The organism is Hyphobacterium sp. CCMP332 (assembly GCA_014323545.1).
GTDB lineage: Bacteria > Bacteroidota > Bacteroidia > Cytophagales > CCMP332 > CCMP332.
Map to the genome: position 1 here is coordinate 1732279 of CP058647.1, position 15862 is coordinate 1748140.

Consider the following 15862-nt stretch of genomic DNA (forward strand, 5'->3'; position numbering starts at 1 on the left):
GCGATATTAAATAGACCAATAATGTATCAGAATAAACATTCATCTATGCCATTGGTTTTGTTGCTGGCGATTTCAATGATAATTAATGCATCAGTTGTGTATGCAAAAAGTCCGGAATATGGCCTGAATTTTAACAATGATAAAATTCATGCGGCTGTATGGTCTCCTGATGCAGAGGTTATATATATCAATGTGTATAGAGATTGTGAAAGTCAAAGCTCGCTGTTTTCCAAAGCGCTTATAAAACTTCCTTATGGGAATTGGTCCGTTTCGCTTGACGATAGCCTGATAGGCTACACCTATTCATTTTCGATTCAAAGAAATGGTCAGAATTCACGAGAAGTAGTGGACCCATTCGTAAAAAGTACCTGTGCCAATGGCAATCGCGGTACTTTTTTAAGAACCGATGCTATCATTCCGGAAGGATGGGAAAAAGACAAGTTTATTGAGCGAAAGAAATACGACCCGCTAATCTTATATGAATTGCATGTTCGCGATTTTTCTATTGACCCAAAATCTGGCATGTCAAATAAAGGTAAATATCTCGCCTTCAGTGAAAAATACAGCAATAATGCAATGGGCAAACCAAGCGGTATAAATTATATTAAAGATTTGGGTGTTACTCACCTTCATTTACTTCCCGTATTTGATTTTGCAAGCATCGATGAGCTTTCTGACAAGCCAAAATACAATTGGGGCTATGACCCTCAGAATTTTTTTGTGCCCGAAGGAAGCTATTCATCGATTCCAAATAACCCGAAATCCAGAATATTAGAGTTTAAAGAAATGGTTAAGTCTATTCATGAAAGTGGATTGGGCGTAATAATGGATGTTGTTTATAATCACACTTATTATTTAGAAAATTCAAATTATCAGGTCTGGGCGCCAGGATATTACTACAGACAAAACGAAGATGGTACATATTCAAATGCTTCCGCCTGCGGAAATGAACTGGCAACAGAAAGAGAAAAAGTAAGAGAACTAATTATTGAATCCTTAAAGTTTTGGATGAATGAATACCATATAGATGGCTTTCGTTTTGATTTAATGGGCATAATGGATATTCCAGGAATGAAATTAATCACAGAAGAACTTGAAAAAATAAATCCCGGTGTTGTGCTATACGGGGAAGGCTGGTTAGCAGGATCCAGCCCTTTAGCGGATTCGCTCAGAGCAATGAAAGCCAATATGAAAAAGATTCCCGGTATTTCTGCATTCAGTGATGAAATTCGAGATGGATTAAAGGGGCATTGGTCCGAAGAGAAGGATAAAGGCTTCGTTTCCGGTAAGCCAGGAATGAAAGCTAGTGTTAAGTTTGGCATTGCCGGCGCCAGCGAACACCCTCAAATTGATTACTCAAAAGTAAATAATTCGGATTTTGCCTGGGCAGAGAACCCATGGCAGTGTATCAATTACGTATCCTGTCACGACAATCACACACTTATTGATAAACTAAAAATCTCTGCCGGTAATTACGATGAAGCACTTTTAAAAAAAATGCATCTTCTGGCGCAAAGTGTGGTGCTCAGCGCACAGGGAATTCCCTTTCTTCATGCAGGCACTGAGTTTTTTAGGACCAAATACGGAGATCACAATAGTTTTGAGTCGCCCGATAGTATTAATATGATCGATTGGTCTTTAGTTTCTGAGAATCAGGAGTCGATTGATTATTTAAAAGCACTTATTCAATTTCGAAAAACGAATGATGCTTTTTGGTCAGTTTCAAAAAACGAAGTCAATAGAAAACTTAAATTTCTTGATGGTGATGATTCAGAATTGATTGTTTTTTCATTAAAATCTGATGATGATGAAAGGGGATTTAATGAGGCTTTGTTTCTTTTTGCTGGTGTTGGAACAGAAGAGAGTTTTATTTTGCCCGATGGCCAATGGTCATTACAGTTTACAGGGTTTGCAAAAGCTGAAAATAAAATGCTTGAGGGAAAAATTACCATTCAAGGACCCGAAGCTATTATCCTGACTCGCTAGTATCTTCAATGATCTTTTTAATGTTTGCTACATATTCTTCAAAAGCATTATGCCCTTTTGTGGTGATTTTACAATCGGTTCTCGGGTAGTTATTGGCAAAGCCTTTTTTTACTTTAATGTATCCGGCCTCTTTCAATTTGTTTATTTGGACGCTTAGGTTGCCGGCGGTGGCCCCGGTTTTACCTTTGATAAAAGTGAACTCTGCTTCTTTAACAGAAATCAGAATTGAAATTACCTTAAGCCTTAGTTCTGAGTGTAATACAGGGTCTAGTTTTGGAAGACTCATTTGCCAAATTTAGCTCTTAACATATAGCCGGGAATAATATAACTTAACAAAATAGCCAGAGCCAACAATAATAATTGATACTGAAAGGGCTGAAAAAGGCATATGGCCGCAATTATCCAATTGGAGAATGCACCGTATATAAATGGCTTAAAAGCGATGATATAACCTGTAGCAAAAATTGCCATGGCATAAAGCATTATAAAAATCGGATACACATTGGATGGGCCGATGGCATACATCGCGAGCAATAACAAAAAGATAGAGATTATAAATGCTATCCAAACTCCCGCCAAAGCAGTATCAGAATAGCTTTTTGTGCCACCTGTATTTTCATATTTCCAAGAATAAATAAAATGCACAATTCCACCTACAAACATTAATGACCAGGCGATATAGGGATGTTCATAATGCATAATATACATGAGCACATAATGTGATAAACTGGCTACAAGTACTAACCAGCCCCAGAGTAAATAAGCAAAGCTTGTTCCCGACAAATTCGACTTGGTACTATTGATCATTTCTTCGATCAATTCAATTCTTGATTGTAATTCCTGATCCTTATTCATTTTCTTGTGATTTATTTTTTGTTAATGTCATTTCAAAAAATTGTGTTAATTCCTCGTCGCCTTTCTTTCTCTCCCCAATTTCAAACCATTGGCCTTTTTCATTAAGGGTAATTGTGTAAACCATTGTTCCTGCATAAGGATTTTCAATCTTCCAAATGAATGTATCTTGTTTTACCATCGCATCATAACTGCCGTGATACCCTTGCATTACATGGGAGTCGAATTTGTACTTCTTTTCACGCACATCAAAGTAAACTATAGCAAGTGCGTCGTGGGTAATGGCATTTGATTCCGTGTCTTTGCCCTGACCTTCAATAAGTAAGGTTGTTCCGTCTGTTTTAAAGCGAACTCGTTCTGTTTGCAGAAATTCTTCTCTTTGTTCCTGCCCCATCGATACCCAACCCTTTCCTTCCCAGTCACCTGTTAGGAATTCAAGTTTTTTCATGGCTGCTTTTTGTGCCTCTTTGACCGTATTTTCCTGGGCATGTATTTTGAATACCAAGCATAATGATATAGCAAGAGTTAACAATACATTTTTCATAATAAAGTAGTTTATAATATAAACCAAATTTATAAAAAATATTTAGAATCTAAAATTCAAGGCATTTTGAATGCTATAAGTAAGGTTTGGAATACCGGGGTCGGATACAGGAAAAGAATCATAAAGAAGGTTTGATAGTAACATCCAGTTTATTTTATCATTAATTGAAACACTGAAATCTATACTCGTTGAAATACGAAAATCGTTTAATTGATCTACTCTGGGCTGATAATAAGTAACAGAATTGGCGCTTAGATTTTTACCTAGTTTTATTTTATAGAATAGATAGATGCTCGCCCTGACATCACTGTGAACTATTGCTGTATCCAGTTCTTTTTCATATTCGTACATGAGCATGGTCCCAAACATAAGAGAATTTACACCGTAGGGCTGAACATTAAACCTAGGCCCTCCACCCAGCAGAAACCTTTGTTGTATTCTTAAAACAGGGTTGGTTTGAATTTGGGAGAAAAGGGCTCCTGTATATTTGTAATTAAAGTCATAAGTATATCTAAGGTGTTGATACCCCTGATTAACTGCTGCGTTCTCAGCATCATCAATATTCAAAAGAGCGTTGTATTTATTTATTGAAATAAGCCGGTTTTTTTTCCAGGAGTAATACATTTCTGACCCAATACCCCCGGAAAGTGATTTTGTGGTGTTTGAATTGAAATTAAAATTTAAATCCACATTGCCACTAAAACCGCTGGCAGTATCTGTGAGTTGTCGCGCTTCTACTACAATAATTTGCGCTATTATTTTATTTTGACCGTTAAACAAAATGGCAAAAAGACTTAAAAAAAGTAGTCGTTTCAAATTATGAAATAGGATAAATTCAGGCCTGCAAAGAATGGGAGAAAATTAGATTGAACAAATTTAAAATGATTTTAATACTCAATAAACTTATTTCTAACTTAAAGCTTTATTATAGTATAAATTAATATTAATGAACGAAGAAATTAGAAGTCTTGAACCTAAGCCATTGTGGAATTATTTCTCTGATTTAAATGCTGTTCCCAGGCCATCAAAAAAAGAAGAAAGAGTAATTAAGTTTATGAAGTCTTTTGGAGAAAGCCTTGGCTTAAAAACAATAGTCGACGATATAGGAAATGTCATAATCAAAAAACCCGCTTCATCCGGTATGGAAGACCGGCAAACTGTTGTTCTACAAAGTCACCTCGACATGGTCCATCAAAAAAATGCGGATACGGACTTTGAATTTGAAAAAGAAGGTATAAAAATGTTGGTTGAAGATGACTGGGTAAAAGCAAAAGGCACAACCCTTGGTGCAGATAATGGCATCGGTGTTGCGTCAATTATGGCATTGCTCGCATCAAAAGACATACAGCACCCTGCAATTGAAGCACTTTTTACTATCGATGAAGAAACAGGAATGACTGGTGCTCAGGAATTAAAACCCGGCTATCTCGATGGCAAATTGCTTTTAAATCTGGATACAGAAGATGACAGGGAATTAACAATTGGCTGTGCTGGAGGAATTGATATCAGCGTTTCTGGCGGTTATCAAAGTGTCGGTTTAGGCTCAAACTATTCATACTTTTCCTTAACTGTTAAAGGTTTAACCGGTGGACATTCCGGAATGGACATTCATTTGGGCAGAGGCAATGCCAACAAAATTATGAACCGCATTTTAATGGAGTGTACTGGCAAACACGATCTAAAAGTTTGCGAAGTAGATGGTGGCGGTCTTCGAAATGCTATTCCGCGTGAATCAAAGGCTATTATTGCAATAGAGAACTCAAATCATGATGCATTTGAAAAAGACCTTGAAGCTTTAAAGAAAATTATCAAAAATGAAAATAAGGTAACTGATCCCTCTTTGGATATTTTACTTAACAAGATCTCCAATGAACATAAAGCATTAAACGAAGAGTTTCAATTTAAAATTTTAAGAAGTATTGGCGCTTGCCCCAATGGAATTTTCAGAATGAGTCCAAACATACCCGGTCTTGTTCAGACATCGAATAATCTGGCCAGAGTATTAATAAAAGATAATTCATATTCAATACTTTGTCTGACCAGAAGTGCTGTAGATTCTGAGAAAATGGAGCTGGCCTATAATATCAAAGGCGCATTTGAATTAGCCGGTGCCAATGTGAGCCTGGATGGATCATACCCCGGTTGGGCGCCCAATCCCAATTCTAAAATTGTGGATGTTATGGCCGACCTATATCGAAAAATGCACAATGAAGAGCCTGATGTAAATGCATGCCATGCAGGCCTGGAATGCGGTATTATTGGATCACATTATCCAGAAATGGACATGGTTTCCTTTGGCCCAAACATTCGCGGCGCACATTCCCCGGATGAAAAAGTTCAGATCAGCTCTGTTCAAAAGTTTTGGGAGTATTTGCTTGAGACATTGAAGCTCGTTCCAAAAAAATAATAATTTTAACAAAAACACATAATTATGAATTTGAAATATCTAAGTATAATAATCATTTCTGCATTTCTGATTTCTTGTAGCACCGGCGAAAAAGCGGAAAGTGAAAACAAAAATGAAGAAGTTGTTGAAGAAAGCACTGCACAGGAAGAGGAAATTGAGTTAATTGGGGCAGCAGCTGAACTAAGCGCTGATCAGTCTGTATATTTCGCGAGCCCGGAAGACGGGGCTGAACTTAATTCTCCTGTAATTGTAGAATTTGGCGTAGAAGGAATGGAAGTGGAGCCTGCCGGTGCCTTATCCAAAAACAAAGGACATCATCATATCATCATTAATGGAAGTTTTGTTCCGAAAGGTGAGGTAGTGCCGGCTGATGATACGCATATTCATTATGGCGCCGGGCAACTTAGGGACACTCTGGAACTGGAACCGGGAGAATATACATTGACCATGCAATTTGCCGACGGACTTCACAATTCTTATGGAGAGCAAATGAGTGCCACAATAAACGTCACTGTAAACTAAAAATAGAGAGCGGCTCCGGCCGCTTTTTTATTTTTCTAAATTACCATATACTCCATCATATATATGCTGAACGTTACCCTTCATTAAAATATCTCCATTATCCAATATTGAAATATAAATTTCTCCTCCCGGCATTTTTACTTTTATATCACTTTTAGTTTTTTTTAAAAAATTTGAGACATATGCTGCCGCACATGAGCTTGAACCCGAAGCCAATGTATAACCGGCGCCCCTCTCCCAAATGCTTATTTCTATTTCATTCTTGCTTAGAACTCTAACCATTTGAACGTTCGTCCTTCTAGGAAACAATTTGTTTTTTTCAATTTCAGGACCAAGGGTGTGAATCAAGTTTTCATTCCAGTCTTCAGGAAAAAAGACAGCATGAGGATTTCCTACACTTAAAGCCGTAAGATTGATATCTCCAAGACTTGTTTTAAAAGCCTTATCAATCCATTTCTTTTCTGCGTCTATTGGGATGTCTTTTGGACTGTAACTGGCTTTGCCCATATTGATGCTAATTAAGCTGGCTTCACTGTTTTCAATTTTAACATCAACCAGACCTGAAACTGTTCTAATTTTAAATTCTTTTTGGTCAACATGGCCTTTTATAAAAAGGTGATGTGCAAAAATCCTTAGGCCATTACCGCTTTTTTCTGCCTCGCTTCCGTCCGGGTTAAATATCCTTAATTCAGGCCAGCCTCCATTCAGAATTGAACCATAGAGAATACCGTCTGAGCCGGCGCCATAGTGCCGGTCACATATTCTTTTTACACTTTCTTCATTAGGTGAAAATGCTTTCTCTACGGATTCAATTACAAGGTAATCGTTTCCAAGTGCCTGATATTTAGTGAACTCGAAGGACAATGAAGAAAATTTCTTAAATTAAACTTTAAGTTAATGATTCAAATATGATCAAAAAGATTCTAATAGGACTCGGAATTCTTGTAATACTTTTAGCCGCATTTATCCTTTCTTATTTTTTTTATTTCACCCGTCTTGCAAGTCCGGAAGCAAATCTACACTTTGAAAATCAAGAGGTTCAATTGGATATCAATTATTGCCAGCCAGGCAAAAAGAGCAGGTTGATATTTGGCAATGAGGGTGAAGGTGCGCTTGTTCCATTTGGGAAATACTGGAGATTAGGCGCAAACCAGGCCACTGAAATTGAATTTAAGCAAGCCGTTTTATTTAATGATGTCAAAGTAGAAGCCGGAAAGTATAGAATGTACGCTATTCCTAATAAAGATTTTTGGATCATTCGTCTTAATTCTCAATTGGGTGAATGGGGTGCCATTGAACCCGATTATTCATTGGATGTGGCCGAGACAAAAGTTCCAACAATTAGCACGGAAGAAACAGAGCTTTTTACAATGACTATAAAAGAAAAGCAGAATGGTGCTTTATTAATTATGAAATGGGACCGAACATCGGTCGAAATTCCTCTTCAGTCAATTATTAAATAATATAATATGGGAAAAGGAGATAGAAAAAGTAAAAAAGGAAAATTATGGCGTGGTTCGTACGGTAATCGCAGACCAAGGCCAGCTAAGTCTTTGGTTGTTTCCAAATCTGCTAAAAGCAAAAAGGCTAAGTCGAAAACGTCTTAATTTTATTGTTCCACAACCACCAGGTAAAATAAGCAAAGCTCAAGGCCAGTGCTAAAGTAAGGCTGAAATTTAACCAGTCTTTATATAAGCCGTAACCAATGCAAAGCAATATTGCATAAACACAAATACAGGAAACAAACATGGCTACTAGTTTGATTTTCATTCCCTGATACAATGCCTTTTCATCCAGATTTAGTTTATTCAGAAAACTCTTCCAGTCTTTTTCTTTATTCATGCCAAAATATCTTGCCACGACTAGCCAGATTAAGGTTGTCGCTCCAACACTTAAACTCAGTTTTTGCCATGATAATAAGGTTTCGCCAAAAAACATCGAGTGCATATATTCAGCATACAATGCGAAAATAAAAGATACCACCATTGCTGTGATTTCCGCTACAGGGTGGATATGTTTCCAAAACCACCTGAGTATATAAATTAACCCGGTTCCGGCCCCAAGCAATAATAGCAAATCAAAGGCCTGCTTCGCATTTTGCAGATATAATGCAATGATTGCAGAAACCACCATTAAAACTAAGGTGCTTGTTTTCCCGACTAGTAAAAGCTCCTTGTCTTTTGCCTCAGGTTTGACAAATCTTTTATAAAAATCAAGAGTAATATAGGAAGAGCCCCAATTCAAATGCGTTGAAATCGTTGACATATATGCAGCGATTAATGAGGTTAAAACCAGGCCCAGAATTCCGGTTGGAAGAAAACTCAGCATCGCCGGATAGGCAAGGTCATGACCCATTGTGCTTTGTGCAATAGTGGGGAAGGCTCTTTGAATATCACTGAGTTCGGGAAATACCAAAAGAGAACAAAGAGCAACAATTATCCAGGGCCAGGGCCTTAGGGCATAATGAGCCAGGTTGAATAGAAATACAGCCCCCATTGCATTGTTTTCATTTTTGGCGGATAACATTCGCTGAGCTATATAGCCTCCGCCTCCGGGTTCCGCTCCAGGATACCAGGTGCTCCACCATTGGATTGCAAATGGAATAAGAACCAGAGGAACCCAAACAGATGGATCACTAAAATCCGGGACAATCAAAAGCTTATCTGATAAATCAGGATTGGCCACAAGCTTTTCCAACCCGCCAACCGATGGGTGCTTTAAGGAATACCATGCTGCAAGAAATGCTCCGGCTATCGAAAGTATAAATTGAAGGAAGTCTGTGATCAAAACGCTTCTCAAACCTCCCAAACCGGAATATATTACAGTAATTCCTCCGGCAATTAGTACTGTATGCAAAGGCGACAAGCCCAGTAAAATTCCTGATATTTTTATAGCTGCCAGGCTAACGGTAGCCATAATAAAAACATTGATTAAAAACCCTAGATACAAGGCTCTAAAACCGCGAAGAAAAGATGCCGGTTTGCCCGAATATCGGATTTCATAAAACTCCAGGTCAGTATTGAGGCCCGCTTTTCTCCATAATCTTGAAAAGATAAATACAGTGAGCATTCCTGTTAGCAACATTACCCACCAAACCCAGTTGCCATACACACCATCGGATCTTACAATATCTGTCACTAGGTTAGGCGTGTCAGCGGAAAAAGTGGTGGCCACCATTGATATTCCCAAAATCCACCAGGGCATATTTCTACCGGATAAAAAATATTGCTGGACTGATTTACCCGCCTTCCCGGCTGTTATTATACCTATGGCAAGCGAAATCACAAAATACCCGATTATTATTGTTGTATCCAGAAATTCAATCTTCATGCTTGAATATCAATTGGCTATTATGCCTCAATGTTACATTCATTATTTGAATTCAGTGCATATGCATTGAAAATATTACATGACAAATACATTTGAGCAAAATCAACATTTTTGATACTATATAGTCTGTAGTTTGGAACTCCAAAACAAAATATTAAAGGTTTTAGGAAAGGAAGCCTAATTACTAACACACACCAGAAAATCGGTCCCATTCGGAGCCGATTTTTTTTTGTGATCCTTGCAATAACTATTTTTGCGATCTATGAATGTCAAAAAGAAGGTGTTTATAATTGTTTCGGTTCTTTTCATTGCTCTCATGGTTTACTTTGCTTACGATTTAATGTCAAGAACAACTGCCCCTTGGGAAAAAAAAGAAGAAATTATTAAGAAATACAAAGTTGACTAAAAACAAAATAGGTCATTCTTTCACAATTAATGCGTTATTTTACCACAAAACAAATGCTTTTCAATAAATGGAATTACTAGACTACCAGGAATTTTTAGCATATCTTTTTCTATACGGCGCTTCTGCTGATTTGATTATAAAAGAAAACGAAGTTGAAATGATTCTAGAAAGAGTTGGAAAAGAAAAATATGAACGGGCCAGAAAATTATTCGAAGGAAAATCCGACTATGAAAGGTTGCAGTTTATATTGGCGCATAAAAGCGTTCACTTTCCAAACGAGGAAGATAAAAACAAATTGATGGCTCAATTAAAAGAAATCTTTCTGATAGACAAGGATTATTCAATTATGGAACAAAATATATTCAGAATACTTCAAAAAATATTATGAGAACGATTTTAGCGTTTTTTGCCGCTGCATTATTATTGGCTTGTACCGGCGAAAAAAAAGAAACTGCGAAAAACCCAGCTATTCAATATACACCTTCAAAAAATATTTCTGATGTGTTGAATGATTATAAGGAAGTAGAGTTAAATGCGGATTTATCAAAGTTGAGTTCTGATCAGAAAAACCTTATCGCAATATTAATAGAGGCATCAGAAATAATGGACGAGCTTTTCTGGTTACAAACTTATGGGGATAAAAGTGAGCTACTTGACAATATTTCGGATTCTGCATGCAGGGCCTATGCGGAAATTAATTATGGCCCATGGGATCGTTTAAATGCAGACCTGTCCTTTATTAATGAAATAGGTGAAAAGCCAAAAGGAGCCAATTTTTATCCGAAGGATATGACTGAGGGAGAATTTAACGCACTAGAAGATTCGTCCAAAACAGGTCTTTATACATTAATTAAAAGAGATGATTCAGGAGAACTTTACTCTGTTCCCTATCATGAAGCATACCTGGAGAAACTAAGTCAGGCTTCTGACTTACTAAAAAAAGGAGCAGAAATTGCCGCAGATACCGGATTAAAAAACTATTTGAATTTGAGGGCTGAAGCATTGCTAAATGATGAATATTTTGAAAGTGATATTGCCTGGATGGATATGAAATCCAATAACATCGATGTGGTAATTGGCCCGATCGAAAACTATGAAGATCAGCTTTACAATTACAAAACAGCCTACGAAGCTTATGTGCTTGTAAAAGATGTAGAGTGGAGCAATAAACTGATGCGTTTTATTGCCTTTCTTCCAGATTTACAAAAATCACTTCCGGTAGATCAAAAATATAAAAATGAAGCCCCGGGTACAGATTCTGATTTAAATGCTTACGATGTTGTTTACTATGCGGGTAATTGTAATTCAGGTGGTAAAACCATTGCTATAAATCTGCCAAATGATGAAAGGGTTCAGTTGGAAAAAGGAACCAGAAGACTGCAACTAAAAAATGCAATGAGGGCAAAATTTGATGAAATAATGCTTCCAATTTCTACCATTTTAATTGACCCCGAACAACGGCAAAATGTCACATTTGACGCATTTTTTGCAAATACGATGTTTCATGAAGTTGCACATGGGCTAGGAATAAAGAATACAATTAATGATTTAGGTCCTGTAAGAAGAGCATTAAAGGAAAAAGCATCGGCAATTGAAGAAGGGAAAGCTGATGTTCTCGGTGTATATATGATATCTAAATTACATGAAATGGGCGAACTCCCGGATACTGATTTAATGGATTACTATGTGACATTTATGGCAGGTATCTTCAGGTCCATTCGTTTTGGAAGCACAAGTGCTCATGGGATGGCGAATATGATTCGTTTTAATTTTTTTAAGGAAATGAATGCATTTGAACAGGATAAAGAAAGTGGTTATTACAAAGTAAATCGCGAAAATTTTGAATCAGCGATAAATGCCCTTTCCAATAAAATTCTTGTATTACAGGGTGATGGAGATTATGAAGCTGCCAACGATTTATTTGATCAATATGGAAATGTTGGGCCGGAGCTTCAGGAAGATCTTGGAAGAGTTAATAATGCAGGCATTCCAAAAGACATTGTCTTCAAACAAGGAAAACAAATTCTCGGCCTATAATTACTGGTAATCGCCTCGTAAAGACCTGAATCGCTTTCTGGCTTCAGCATTGTAAATGCTTCCGGGAAACTCGAATAAAATTTCCTTATAGATTTCCATGGCCTCTTCTTCCCTGTCAAGGTATTTCTCAAATAATTCCGCTTTAAGGAATAAGGCATCATCACCATAAATATCGTCCATATATAAATTGAGTATATTATCCAGGTTGTCCAGGGCATCAGAAATATTGCCAATTCGAATATTTATCTGAGCCATATTCCAAAATATTTCATCGCTTAAACTGTGATTGGGAAACTCCAATAATAAGGTCTGATAATTATAAATCGCAGAGTCAAACTTTTTTTGAAACGTTAAAAGGTCAATTTTTGCAAACTTAAACAGTGCTTCTCCCGACGTGTCCAGGGCGAGGTTATCCTGAATTAAAAGACTGAGATCCATTGCATCATTTGCTATTACTCTTGAGGTGGCAAGTTTTAATATGTCAAGATTGCTTTGCGCTAATTCAAAATTGCCCTTGTAGTAATACATTTTTGCCAATTTCAGTTTTGCCTCATGGCCAATAGCCTGGTCTTTATATGCTTTGTCTACTTGTGAATACAATAAAATAGATTCCCAGGGCTCATTTTTAAGTAAATAAATATCACCCAAACTCAACTTGCAGGAGCCTACAAACGAATAAGAGGTTCTCGGAATTTTAATCGCTTCGGAAAGAATGCTAATCGCTGTATCGTGGTCTTCAATATAAAATGCATAAAGCAGTGCCATTTTTCTCATCGCCTCTGCTGTGTTTCTCCTTAATCCCAGTTCTTCAACCAGGTCGGAATATTCATTTATAAGTGTTTTAATTTGGCTAAGATCTACTGGAAAGGTGTTCTTAACTATTTCTTCACGTGTTTCAATTAATTTTTGCTTGGCAAAAGCGTAATTGACACTTTTTGGATACTTATCGATTATATATTCATATATTTTTACTGCTGTTTCATAGTCTTTATTCTTAAAAGCAATTTGGCCAAGGTTCAGAAGTTCAGATCCCATTAAATCGAAACGCTTATCCAAGGCGCGTGCCTGGATAAATGCCTTATCGAACTGTTTAATTTGTACATACAACCAAACTAGCATTTCGTTAAAGGTCCCCTGGTTGTCTTTTTGCATCAATCGAATAAGCTCGGTCTCCAGTTCCTGGTAGTTTTCAATACTTATAAATGATTGTAAAATATTCTGAGCATAATTTATATTCTGAGGATTTAATTTGAGAAGGTTGAGGCTTTCCCGAACCACACCTTTTTCATTACCCGAGGATCTGTAAACTGTTAGCAGGTCCTGAACATAGGCAAATTCGTTTTTTTTGTTTTTCCGGGCCACCATAAAAAACTTCTCGGCCATTTGATATTCTCTTTTTCTGAGAAGTATGTTAGACACCACGCGAAGATTGTTATTTCTCTTGGTGTAATTGTCAATAAATTGATCAAACTCCTCCTCAAATTTCCTTTGATCACCAAAATTGCGTTCCAGAAAAATTTCATCTACCTGATAACTGACATTGTCAGGAAATCGCTTAGTCAGTTTTCTTAGCAATTGTCGCGCCTCCTTTTCTTTATTCAGTTTTAAAAGCGATTCAAGATACTTGTCATAAACTAATGGAATATTTTTGTCCGTTTTGATGAGCTCCTCAAAATATTCAACTGCCTTGGCATATTCGCCTTTGTTATAATATTCAATTGATAATTGAACACTATTATTTTGGGCCATTAAGGCATTGGTTAAAAGGATCAAGATCGTCATAAGACAAAATCTTTGAAGTACGATGGACGCGTTTGTTAACACCTTAATTATTATTATTATTTATTATATAAATATTGTTATTGTTATTGTACGGTGGATATGTAGATAAATTGTGAAAATTTAATTTGTTATTTATAAATGTTTTTAATGTTGAATTAACTTGTTATTATCCACAAGGTTTTTAAATTTAAGTGTTTGATATACAATAAGTTATTTGTTATTAACATTGTCTTAAAAACAGGCTTGTTTGTAACTTATTTTTCCTTGCATTGTTCATATCAGTAATCTAAGTTAGACTTATTACTAAATACCGCTTGTGATTTAAGACATTATTAGTGATTTAACGAAATTGTAATTGATAGTGTTCATAAGTGCTTTTATATTAACAAGTTTTTACACAGATATTTCATTTTATTGTTAATATCTTATCCTGAACAATCCAATTGGCTTTGATTAAAATATCTTCTTTAAATATTACTACTTTCTCAGGTTGAATGTATTTATAATGATCTCCCTTATCCCAAATACCATTATTATTTTCATCGTGTATAAGCCTGAGCCGATATGTTCCGGGGTCCAGATAGCGAATCGAAAAAGCTCCTGGTTCTACTAAAAGTTCTCTTTTGGTATTTCCCTTTAAATCTGTGACTTGTAGAATTAGATTGTCATAATCTGATCTTACTTCACCATCTATCTGTCCAAATTTCTCTTCTCGTGGTAGATTGTAAAACATTTTAACATTTCTTATCGTGTCATTATATATAGATGTAATGTCGTTTTTAATTATTTTGATTATAGTATTTTTAGATTTTGGCTTAGGATTGATAATGAAATAGGATTGTTCACCTATTTTACCATAGTCTAATTTGTCAATGATAATGCTATCTTTTTGCTCTGTAACAATAAGTGTGGAGTCAAGCTGAAAAGTATTAAGTCTCAGATTGAAGCTTAGGCGGATTGTATCCGGAATAGATTCAACATCTCCATTTTTTGGTTCTATCTCAATTGAAAATTCAGGTTTAAGGGTGTCTGATAGTAAGTCATTCTTTATATAAAGAGTTGAATCAAAATTATAAGTACTTGAATCTGTCACATTAATATTTATTGCTAAGGAATCAGTTATTAGAAAAGGGTGAAATAAATTCAGGCTCTTTGTCTTACTTGATAAATATGAAAAAATACTGTCCTCCTCCAATTGATATTCAAAAATTCCTTTATTAAATGAAAAGGTGGTATAATTATAATGATGTCTTGTAGATAATAATCTAAAGGGCCTTGTATCCTGAGCACTTAAAAACAATTGATAGACCGTATCGTTGTAGGACGGTAAAATACTATCGGAATACAAAGCTATTTTCTCTTTACCGATATTGTAAATAAGATTGCCATTGTCATCCTTAATAGCATACAAGCGGAAATAATTCTTAGGTAAATTGTTAATTGTAAAATTACCCTCCTCGTCTACTCGCGATAAATAAGCAGGTCTGTGTTTCTGTATATCGATTGTGTCGTTTATAGGTTGTAAAACCGCAATGACATCCTTTAGCGGTTCTTGAGTAAACATATCTATGGCTTTGCCTTTAATAAATGCGGTATCAATGTCGGGGCCGGTAGAAAAAGCAATAACCGCATTTTGACTTGGGTTTCTCTCAGTGATATCTACTATACTGTTTCCAAAATTTAAATTATAGGTTGTATTTTGACGAAGGGTATCTTTAAGACGTATGGTCAATGATTTCTTTTTTGGCGTTTCTTTAATTTGAATATTATCATCGGGAGTAATTATCAGCTCATTGATTAGACCTTTTGTTTCTATTTGTTCATCAAAAAACAAGGTTATTTCATCACTCGCGAAATTTGTGCTATTGTGTTCAGGAATTGACTTTAGCAAGATGGGAGGATCCAAATCTTTCTCACCACCGGTCGGAGGTTTAATGTTGGCACATGAAAGTGTAAAAAACACTGACAAGAAACATAAGTGTTTGAATTTCAATTA

Annotated in this window: 15 protein-coding genes; 7 read left to right on the forward strand and 8 right to left on the reverse strand. The window is 36.2% G+C overall.

Annotation, left to right across the window (positions count from 1 at the left end; all coding sequences use genetic code 11):
- Positions 1-21: 21 nt before the first annotated feature.
- Positions 22-1986, forward strand: a complete 1965-nt coding sequence (pulA, locus tag HZR84_07655; GenBank protein QNL21816.1) for a type I pullulanase — start codon at positions 22-24, stop codon at positions 1984-1986.
- Here the strand turns inward: pulA and HZR84_07660 are convergent.
- From HZR84_07660 to HZR84_07675, 4 genes are read right to left on the reverse strand one after another with little or no spacing between them, the layout of a single operon-like run.
- Complete coding sequence (locus HZR84_07660) at positions 1970-2272, reverse strand: transcriptional regulator (protein QNL21817.1); 303 nt, start codon at positions 2270-2272, stop codon at positions 1970-1972. The two genes, pulA and HZR84_07660, sit on opposite strands and share 17 nt — an antisense overlap.
- A complete protein-coding gene (locus HZR84_07665) occupies positions 2269-2841 on the reverse strand; it encodes a hypothetical protein (GenBank protein ID QNL21818.1) in 573 nt (190 codons plus the stop codon). The genes HZR84_07660 and HZR84_07665 overlap by 4 nt, the downstream gene beginning before the upstream one ends.
- Positions 2834-3382, reverse strand: a complete 549-nt coding sequence (locus HZR84_07670) for a hypothetical protein (GenBank protein ID QNL21819.1) — start codon at positions 3380-3382, stop codon at positions 2834-2836. Before HZR84_07670 ends, HZR84_07665 begins: the two co-directional genes overlap by 8 nt.
- Before the next feature lie 42 nt (positions 3383-3424).
- Complete coding sequence (locus HZR84_07675; protein ID QNL21820.1) at positions 3425-4198, reverse strand: DUF481 domain-containing protein; 774 nt, start codon at positions 4196-4198, stop codon at positions 3425-3427.
- A gap of 130 nt (positions 4199-4328) precedes the next feature.
- Here HZR84_07675 and HZR84_07680 point away from each other — a divergent pair, with 130 nt between their 5' ends.
- A complete protein-coding gene (locus HZR84_07680) occupies positions 4329-5789 on the forward strand; it encodes an aminoacyl-histidine dipeptidase (protein ID QNL21821.1) in 1461 nt (486 codons plus the stop codon).
- A gap of 24 nt (positions 5790-5813) precedes the next feature.
- Complete coding sequence (locus HZR84_07685; protein ID QNL21822.1) at positions 5814-6311, forward strand: DUF4399 domain-containing protein; 498 nt, start codon at positions 5814-5816, stop codon at positions 6309-6311.
- Positions 6312-6338: 27 nt separating this feature from the next.
- On the opposite strand, the gene HZR84_07690 is transcribed toward HZR84_07685, so the two are convergent.
- Positions 6339-7175, reverse strand: a complete 837-nt coding sequence (locus HZR84_07690; protein ID QNL21823.1) for a diaminopimelate epimerase — start codon at positions 7173-7175, stop codon at positions 6339-6341.
- 44 nt (positions 7176-7219) lie between these two features.
- Here HZR84_07690 and HZR84_07695 point away from each other — a divergent pair, with 44 nt between their 5' ends.
- Complete coding sequence (locus HZR84_07695; GenBank protein QNL21824.1) at positions 7220-7774, forward strand: DUF2911 domain-containing protein; 555 nt, start codon at positions 7220-7222, stop codon at positions 7772-7774.
- 6 nt (positions 7775-7780) lie between these two features.
- Positions 7781-7918, forward strand: a complete 138-nt coding sequence (locus HZR84_07700; protein ID QNL21825.1) for a 30S ribosomal protein THX — start codon at positions 7781-7783, stop codon at positions 7916-7918.
- Here the strand turns inward: HZR84_07700 and HZR84_07705 are convergent.
- On the reverse strand, positions 7899-9641 hold the full coding sequence (locus tag HZR84_07705) for a Na+:solute symporter (GenBank protein ID QNL21826.1): 1743 nt from the start codon (positions 9639-9641) through the stop codon (positions 7899-7901). The two genes, HZR84_07700 and HZR84_07705, sit on opposite strands and share 20 nt — an antisense overlap.
- Positions 9642-10114: 473 nt before the next feature.
- Between HZR84_07705 and HZR84_07710 the strand changes: the two genes are divergently transcribed.
- Both HZR84_07710 and HZR84_07715 read left to right on the forward strand, forming a co-directional pair.
- Positions 10115-10435 (forward strand): hypothetical protein, encoded by a 321-nt coding sequence (locus HZR84_07710; GenBank protein QNL21827.1) that lies wholly within the window; start codon positions 10115-10117, stop codon positions 10433-10435.
- Positions 10432-12084 carry a Zn-dependent hydrolase gene (locus HZR84_07715; GenBank protein ID QNL21828.1) on the forward strand — a complete coding sequence of 551 codons (1653 nt, stop codon included), beginning with the start codon at positions 10432-10434 and terminating at the stop codon, positions 12082-12084. Before HZR84_07710 ends, HZR84_07715 begins: the two co-directional genes overlap by 4 nt.
- Here HZR84_07715 and HZR84_07720 read toward each other — a convergent pair whose 3' ends face one another.
- Positions 12085-13866, reverse strand: a complete 1782-nt coding sequence (locus HZR84_07720; protein QNL21829.1) for a tetratricopeptide repeat protein — start codon at positions 13864-13866, stop codon at positions 12085-12087.
- A 406-nt stretch (positions 13867-14272) separates the two neighbouring features.
- Positions 14273-15835: an Ig-like domain-containing protein gene (locus HZR84_07725; GenBank protein QNL21830.1), complete on the reverse strand. Its 1563-nt coding sequence runs from the start codon at positions 15833-15835 to the stop codon at positions 14273-14275.
- Between the last annotated feature and the right edge of the window lie 27 nt (positions 15836-15862).

Bases quoted from the DNA above. Each gene is read 5' to 3' on its own strand.
- HZR84_07670 (QNL21819.1), bottom strand. From the start codon at position 3,382: ATGAAAAATGTATTGTTAACTCTTGCTATATCATTATGCTTGGTATTC.
- pulA (QNL21816.1), top strand. From the start codon at position 22: ATGTATCAGAATAAACATTCATCTATGCCATTGGTTTTGTTGCTGGCG.
- HZR84_07695 (QNL21824.1), top strand. From the start codon at position 7,220: ATGATCAAAAAGATTCTAATAGGACTCGGAATTCTTGTAATACTTTTA.
- HZR84_07685 (QNL21822.1), top strand. From the start codon at position 5,814: ATGAATTTGAAATATCTAAGTATAATAATCATTTCTGCATTTCTGATT.
- HZR84_07715 (QNL21828.1), top strand. From the start codon at position 10,432: ATGAGAACGATTTTAGCGTTTTTTGCCGCTGCATTATTATTGGCTTGT.
- HZR84_07720 (QNL21829.1), bottom strand. From the start codon at position 13,866: ATGACGATCTTGATCCTTTTAACCAATGCCTTAATGGCCCAAAATAAT.
- HZR84_07710 (QNL21827.1), top strand. From the start codon at position 10,115: ATGGAATTACTAGACTACCAGGAATTTTTAGCATATCTTTTTCTATAC.
- HZR84_07705 (QNL21826.1), bottom strand. From the start codon at position 9,641: ATGAAGATTGAATTTCTGGATACAACAATAATAATCGGGTATTTTGTG.
- HZR84_07665 (QNL21818.1), bottom strand. From the start codon at position 2,841: ATGAATAAGGATCAGGAATTACAATCAAGAATTGAATTGATCGAAGAA.
- HZR84_07700 (QNL21825.1), top strand. From the start codon at position 7,781: ATGGGAAAAGGAGATAGAAAAAGTAAAAAAGGAAAATTATGGCGTGGT.
- HZR84_07680 (QNL21821.1), top strand. From the start codon at position 4,329: ATGAACGAAGAAATTAGAAGTCTTGAACCTAAGCCATTGTGGAATTAT.
- HZR84_07660 (QNL21817.1), bottom strand. From the start codon at position 2,272: ATGAGTCTTCCAAAACTAGACCCTGTATTACACTCAGAACTAAGGCTT.